Genomic DNA, 7,001 nt, shown 5'->3' on the forward strand with positions numbered 1-7,001 from the left:
GGTAGTGCCGCGACGGGAACGTTGCCGGGCATCCGCGACTTGGGCGTGCATCCGCGACCGCTGGCGCTGTTCCTGGAGCGGTGGATGGTTCGCTTCCGCAAGCAGGGCCGTTTCGGTTCGAAGCCCCGCGCGGCCTGATTCCGGCCAAGGCAGCGCGTGAACGCCGGGGTCAGGCGTTCACGTCGCCATAGTGCGAGGGCGGCTGGATCACGTCCATGCGTTCGGACAGGAGCGGGCGGAAGCTGGGCCGGCTCTTGAACACCGAATACCAGCCGCGCGCCTGTTCGTGCTGTGACCAGTCGATGCCGCCGAGGTAGTCCGCCACCGAAATCTGCGCGGCGGCGGCAAGGTCGGCGAGGCTCATCGTTGCGCCGGCCAGCCAGGGACGGTTGTCGATCAGGTAGTCGATATAGTCGAGATGGGCGTTGGCCAGCCGCATCGCTTCACGCAGCAGACGGCTGTCCGGCGGCTGGCGGTAGATCAGCCGCTTGCGCATCCGTTCTTCCATCAGCGGGTGCGTTACGTCGGCGAAGAAATTTTCGTCGAATAGCGCCACCAGCCGGCGTATTTCGGCGCGGTTGGCGGCGGTGCCGTTGATCATCGGCGTCTTGTCGACCGTTTCCTCGAAGTATTCGCAGATCGCCCGGCTGTCGACCAGCGTGATCTCGCGCTCCGGATTGTGCAGCACCGGCGTGCGGCCGGCGGGGTTCATGCGCGTGAATTCGTCGCGCTGTTCCCACGGATTTTCGCGCCACAGTTCATAGCCGACACCCTTTTCGCTAAGCAGCAGGCGAACCTTGCGGCTGAACGGGCAAAGGGGAAACTGATAGAGTTGCCACATGGGGACATTCCATGGCGCAGGGCCACGGGCGAAGTCCAGCCGCCATCGGCGGGGTTCCCCACAATTTCGCATCCGCCTGGGGGAAGGCAGACGGGCGGCAGACGGTCGGAGCGGGCGGACGCGTCGGCGCGCGCTGCCCGCTCCGGGCAGGTCGAGATGCTATCCGAACAGGCGCAATCTTTCCCGCAGCGCGTCGATGGCGATCTTCTCGATACTGGCGGCTGGGCAATCGGCCGTCAGCAGCGAGGCGAGCGAACGCTGTTTCTGGCCGATCATGTCGATCGCCTGCAGGGTGGTCATGTGGCGGACGACGATATCGGGATCGAGGCAGAGCGACGCGCCGAGCGCTTCGACTTCCTGCGACAGTTCCTCAAGGACGATGGCGATCTGCCGGTGGGTTGCCTCCTGGTTCATCGATATCCTCCATGCGTCAGGCGGCTTCGGCGAGCTGGGCTTCGTTGCTCAGCGCGGCGAGGTTGAGAACCATGACCATGCGTTCGTCGATGGCGGCAAGCCCTTCGAGGAACGGAATGACCGTGTCGTGGCCGGTGCTGGGCGGGGGCGGCTGCAACGCCTCTTCCGGCACGGTGACGATGTCGCTGACGGCATCCACGATCCATCCGCCGATCTGGGCATCCATCTGGGTGACGATGATCGCGTGGCGGGGGGTGGGTTCGGTCGGGTTCCAGCCGAGGCGGGCGGCAAGATCGACCACGGGCAGCACGGTGCCGCGCAGGTTGACCACGCCCGCGACATAGGAAGGCACGCGGGGCAGGCGCGTGGTGGGCGACCAGGCGCGGATTTCGCGGATGGACATGATGTCCAGCCCGAAGATCTGGCCTTCGACTTCGAAAGTAATCAGTTCGCGGATCATCGGCTTGTCTCCCGTCCAGCCATCAGTGGGTGACACGGCGGACCGCCGCGACGAGCTTGGCGGGATCGAACGGCTTCACGATCCACCCGGTCGCGCCGGCGGCGCGGGCGCGCGCCTTCTTCTCGTCCGAACTTTCGGTGGTGAGCACCAGGATCGGGCGATCGCGGTGCCGTTCGCCTTCGCGCAGGCGCTCGATCAGGCCAAAGCCGTCCAGACGGGGCATGTTGATGTCGGTGATGACGACATCGACTTCGTTGCTTTCCAGCCAGTCGAGCGCGGCCATGCCGTCTTCGGCCTGCGCCACGTCGAAGCCGTTCGAGGCAAGGGCGTGGTTGAGCAGGGCACGCATGCTCGGGCTGTCGTCGACGGTCAGGATTCGGGTGGATTTGGTCATGTCGTGGTTCGCTTTCGAGTAAGAAGGGTTTCCTGTCAGAACAGTTCGACGTCGCCCGACGCCTTTTGCGGGCGGGTGGTGGGTTGAACGGGCGGGGCAAGGCGTTCCTCCACCAAGCGGCAGCGGACCTGCCCCGATGCCGGCCGGAAATCGACGCGGCGCGCCTGCGTGCCGCCCAGGTCCTCGCGCATCAGCACGATGCCTTCGCGGGTCAGGAAACCGCGGGCGAACTCCGCATTGATCGAACCGATCTTCATCATCGTCCGGTTCACGTTCGCGCCGCCGTAAAGATGCGCCTTCAGCCGGTGCTTCCGCGCGCCCCGGGACAGCATCTCGTTGACCAGCACTTCCATCAGATAGACGCCGTAGTGAACGTCAATCGCCGCGGACGGGTTCGCACTGGGCGGCTCGGCCAGCAGGAAGTGGTTCATGCCGCCCACGCGCACCTCCGGATCATAGAGGCAGGTGGACACGCAACTGCCCAGGACGGTGGTGAATTCCTCGTCCACGCTGTCGCTGGCGAAGGCCTGACCCTGCATGACCGTTCGCCGCTGCGGATGGGAAACAACAAGAGGTCGATGGTACATGTCAGGCAACCTTGCTGAAAGTATGCCGGGCGATCTGGTCGATCGGCGCGACGATGCTGGCGGCGCCCAGCGCGATGGCGGCCCGGGGCATCCCGAAGACCGCGCAGGTTGCTTCATCCTGCGCGATCGTCAGCGCGCCGGCGCGGGCCATGGAGAGCAGGCCCTTGGCGCCGTCGGCCCCCATGCCGGTCAGCAGGATGCCGATTGCGTCCTTGCCCACCACGTCCGCCGCCGATTGAAACAGGGCGTCCACGCTGGGCCGGTGGCCGGAGATGTGATCGCCCCCGCGCAGTTTGGTGCGCAGGATTTGCGGGCCGCCGACCAGAAGGTGGCGGTCGTTGTTCGGCGGGAAATAGATGTGGCCCGGCCGGAGTGGAAGATCGGGCTGCGCCAGCACCACGTTCGCGGCGCAGGTTTCGTCCAGCGTGCGCGCCACCGCGGCGGTGAACCGCTCGTTGATGTGCTGGACCACCAGCGTGGGCGGGCAATCGGCCGGAAACTCCGAAAGCAACGTGTGCAGGGCTTCCACGCCCCCGGTGGACGAGCCGATGACAATGACCTTGGGCGGCCCCTTTCTGTCCGCCGGAGGCGGGGGAGGGGGCGCGGCGGTGATCGGCGCGGCCGGCGCGGCGTCGTTCGCGAAGCGCACTTTCGCGGCATCGCGGACCAGGCGCGCCAGCTTTCCGCCATCGTCGAGCGGCAGCGTGCCCGAAATCTGGCTCTTGGCGTAACACTCCACCGCACCCAGCGTGAGCGCGCGGGCGGTGGTTTCGTTGCCCTGCTGGGTCGCGCCCGAGACGATGATGACGGGCGTGGGGCGCAGCTTCATGATCTTCTCTAGGAAATCCAGGCCGTTCATGCCGGGCATTTCCACGTCGAGCGTGACCACGTCGGGGTCCAGTTCGCGGATCATCTGGCGGCCTTCGGCGGCGTTCGCGGCAGACGCGACCACCTCGATGTCGCCCTCCCTGGACAGGCGGGTGTGGAGGATAGCGCGCATGGTCGGAGAATCCTCGACGACGACCACGCGGATCGGGCGTTGGCTCATCGTCTGTCTCCCTTGCGATAGATCGTGGGCCCAACGCTGGTAAGGTGTTCCAGCGCCGGCCCGGTCACGCGCTCGCTGTGGCCGATGTAGAGATGCCCGCCCGGCGCCAGCTGCTGTGCGAAGCGGGCCACCAGCCGTTCCTTGGTGGGCGTGTCGAAATAGATCATGACGTTCCGGCAGAAGATGACGTCAAACTCCCCGCGCATGGGCCACGGGCCTTGCAGGTTGAGCGAGCGGAAACGGACGAGGGCCTGCATTTCCGGCGCGATCGTGGCATCTGTGCCGTCGATCCGGCACCAGGCTTCGCGCAGGCGTTCGGGCACCGGCTTCAGATCCTCCGCGCGGTAGCGGGCGGCACTGGCCTTGTGCAGCGCGTGGACCGCGATGTCGCTGGACAGCATCCGCACGTCGCGCTGGGCGATCGCCAGCCCGGCGTTCCGTTCGGGGCCGAGCAGGGTCATCAGCAGCGACCACGTTTCCTCGCCGCTGGAGCAGCCGGCGGACCAGATGCGCAGCTTGCCGCCGCGTTCGAGCCGCTTCACGAAGTCCGGCCGCAATTCCTGCGCAAAATGCTCGAAATGATGCGCTTCGCGATAGAAGAACGTGTGGTTCGTGGTGAGGGCGCAGATCGCGCGCGCCCGTTCCTCGTTGTCCTCGCGGATGCGCATGACATAGGAGCCGAACGTGGCGCAGCCGGAATCCCGCACCAGGGGGGCCAGGCGCGAATAGACGAGCATGGCCTTGCCCGGCGGCAGGACGAGCCCGGCCTCGCGGTGCGCGATCTCGCTGATGGCGGTGAAATCGTCGTTGTCGTAGATGCCCGGGCTGATCCCGGGCATCGATGGCTCGAACGCGGCGGCGATGTTCATGCGGCCTCCTGCGCCTGCGTCGGCGCCTGCGCGGCGGAGGCGGACAGGCTGCGCGCGACCAGGCCGTCCACGTCGATGATCAGCGCCACGCGTCCGTCGCCCAGGATCGTTGCCCCGGCCACGCCTTCGACGGACCGGTAATGCGTGTCGAGGCTCTTGATCACGACCTGCCGCTGATCGCGGATGGCATCGACCAGCAGCGCCGCGCGGCCCGCGCCTTCGGTTTCCACCACGATCAGCACGCCGTGGTCGGGCGCTTCCGTGGCGCCCACCGCGCCCACGGACGCGTGCAGCGGAATGATCGGAATGAACCGTCCGCGCACGTTGATCATCGCGCGCTGCGTGCCCAGGCCCTTCACCTGCTCGATGTCGGGACGCAGGCTTTCGACCACGTTGGCCAGCGGAATGACCAGTGTCTGGTCGCCCACGTTGACGACCATGCCATCGGAAATGGCCAGTGTCAGCGGCATCGTCAGGATGAACGCCGTGCCCTTGCCGGGTTCGGATTCGATGGTGATGCGGCCGCCCAGATCCTTCACGTTCTGGCGGACCACGTCCATGCCCACGCCACGGCCGGAGATGTTGGATATGGTCTGCGCGGTGGAAAAGCCGGGCGCGAAGATCAGCTGGTCGATTTCTTCCTTCGACAGCTGGACATCGGCGGGCACGAGGCCCTTCTCGATCGCCTTGGCCAGCACGCGTTCCCGATCGATGCCGCGCCCGTCGTCCGCAATGCGGATCACGATGCGGCTGGAACGGTGTTCGGCGGAAAGCGTCAGCGTGCCTTCGGGGGATTTCCCGGCGGCCACGCGCTGATCGGATTCCTCGATGCCGTGGTCCACCGCGTTGCGGATCAGGTGCGTGAGCGGTTCGCCCAGCCGCTCGATCACCGTCTTGTCCAGTTCCGTGCTTTCGCCCGACACGTCCAGCCGGACATGTTTGCCGGTGGACTGGGTCAGTTCGCGCAGGATGCGCGGCACGCGGCTGAACACCGAACCGATCGGCTGCGCGCGAATGGACATCGCGCTTTCCTGAATGTCGCGCGTCAGGCTTTCGAGGATGGTCAGCTCCTCGGTCGCGGCCACGCCTTCGCTGACCAGGCGTTGCGCCATCATCGCCTGCGCGATCACCAGTTCCCCGACCGCGTCGATCAGGCGGTCCAGCTTGCCCAGTTCGATGCGGATCGTCTGGTTGGCCGCCGCAGCAGCAGCCGGGGCTGCCGGCGGCGCGGCGGAAGGCGTCTGGCGCGGTGGTTCCTGTACCGCCGCCGAAGCCGAGGCAGGGGCAGCGGGCGCGACGTTGCCGGGCTTCGGCTCGGGCAACTGCACCGGCGGCATGGCAAGGCCCCGCCCGATCACGAGATCGCATTCGTCACCGATGAAATCGAAGATGTCGCGAACGGCGGTTTCGATAACGTCGGTGGGAAAGCTGAAATGCCAGCCGAGATAGCCGGTTTCCGGATCGATCTTGTCGAGCGGCGGGACTTCCGAGATATCGCACAGCTCGCAGCGGCCACCCAGTTCGATGGCTTCGCGCAGCATCAGCACCGGTTCGCTGCCGTTGCGCATGGCGCCGGCATGAGGCCGGACGCGCATTTCCCAGCGCCCCTCGGCATCATCGTCCCCGCTATCGGCCTCGGGCGACGATCCACCCATTGCCCCGGCGAGATCGTCGAGCATGGCGTCGAGATCGATGTCGAGATCTGCATTGGGGGCGTCCTGCGCTTCCGGAGCGGGTTCGGGCACCGGCTTCGCCTTGGCGCTCTTGGCCGGTTTGGCCTTCGGTTCGGGAGCCGGAGCGGCCGTGCCGCCGGCGTTGGCGGCCTGCGCGGCCGTCAGCTCGGCCAGCAAGGCGGTATCTTCCGGCGTCTCGCCGGCGCCCTGCGCCGCGGCGACATGATCGCTCAGCGTATCGAGCGCGCGCAGCAGCAGCTCGATCAGCGGTTCGGTCAGCGGCACGGTGCCATCGCGCACATCCGAAAGCAGCGTTTCGAACGTGTGCGTGAACGCCTGGAGCGCGATGAAGCCGAAGGCGCCCGCGCCACCCTTGATCGAATGGACACCACGGAACACCGCGTTGACGGTATCCTCATCCTGCGTGCCCTGCTGGCAGGCGGCCAGCCCGGTTTCGGCGGCGGTCAGCGATTCCTCGCATTCCGCGAAGAAGATCGCCTGGATTTCCTCGCTGGTCATGCCGCGCCTCCATCGAACAGATCGGCTTGCAGGCCCGCCAGGCGGGCGATGTCCTGCAGGACGGGCGAGGGGAGAATGGTCGCTCCGCCTTGCGAACGGCGCGCGCTGACCAGCAATTGCAACATGGCCTGCCCGATCTGCGTGCATTCGCGTGCGTCGATCTGCAGCGGGCCTGAACCAAGCGATGCGATCATCG

The 7,001-nt window shown here is 66.7% G+C and carries 8 protein-coding genes and 1 pseudogene; all 9 read right to left on the reverse strand.

The genetic code is table 11. From position 1 onward, the window contains the following. Positions 1-169 precede the first annotated feature (169 nt). Complete coding sequence (locus tag B3547_RS15830; protein WP_124809280.1) at positions 170-841, reverse strand: glutathione S-transferase family protein; 672 nt, start codon at positions 839-841, stop codon at positions 170-172. 159 nt (positions 842-1,000) lie between these two features. After that, positions 1,001-1,255: a hypothetical protein gene (locus B3547_RS15835; RefSeq protein WP_124809279.1), complete on the reverse strand. Its 255-nt coding sequence runs from the start codon at positions 1,253-1,255 to the stop codon at positions 1,001-1,003. A gap of 16 nt (positions 1,256-1,271) precedes the next feature. Continuing rightward, entirely contained in the window at positions 1,272-1,715 is a 444-nt protein-coding gene (locus tag B3547_RS15840; RefSeq protein WP_292964603.1) for a chemotaxis protein CheW, read from the reverse strand. A 22-nt stretch (positions 1,716-1,737) separates the two neighbouring features. Next, complete coding sequence (locus B3547_RS15845; RefSeq protein ID WP_125954917.1) at positions 1,738-2,109, reverse strand: response regulator; 372 nt, start codon at positions 2,107-2,109, stop codon at positions 1,738-1,740. 35 nt (positions 2,110-2,144) lie between these two features. Continuing rightward, positions 2,145-2,696, reverse strand: coding sequence for a chemotaxis protein CheD (locus tag B3547_RS15850; protein WP_349676497.1), 552 nt, complete (start codon positions 2,694-2,696; stop codon positions 2,145-2,147). A gap of 1 nt (position 2,697) precedes the next feature. Next, a complete protein-coding gene (gene cheB, locus B3547_RS15855) occupies positions 2,698-3,744 on the reverse strand; it encodes a chemotaxis-specific protein-glutamate methyltransferase CheB (protein WP_292964607.1) in 1,047 nt (348 codons plus the stop codon). Next, on the reverse strand, positions 3,741-4,613 hold the full coding sequence (locus B3547_RS15860; RefSeq protein WP_292964609.1) for a CheR family methyltransferase: 873 nt from the start codon (positions 4,611-4,613) through the stop codon (positions 3,741-3,743). Before B3547_RS15860 ends, cheB begins: the two co-directional genes overlap by 4 nt. Beyond that, a complete protein-coding gene (locus B3547_RS15865; RefSeq protein WP_292964611.1) occupies positions 4,610-6,805 on the reverse strand; it encodes a chemotaxis protein CheA in 2,196 nt (731 codons plus the stop codon). The genes B3547_RS15860 and B3547_RS15865 overlap by 4 nt, the downstream gene beginning before the upstream one ends. Further along, positions 6,802-7,001: pseudogene (locus B3547_RS15870) on the reverse strand (chemotaxis protein CheX); the annotation flags it as partial. The gene B3547_RS15865 and the pseudogene B3547_RS15870, both read right to left, overlap by 4 nt.

The sequence above is a fragment of the Novosphingobium sp. UBA1939 genome, from assembly GCF_002336885.1.
Taxonomy (GTDB): Bacteria; Pseudomonadota; Alphaproteobacteria; order Sphingomonadales; family Sphingomonadaceae; genus Novosphingobium.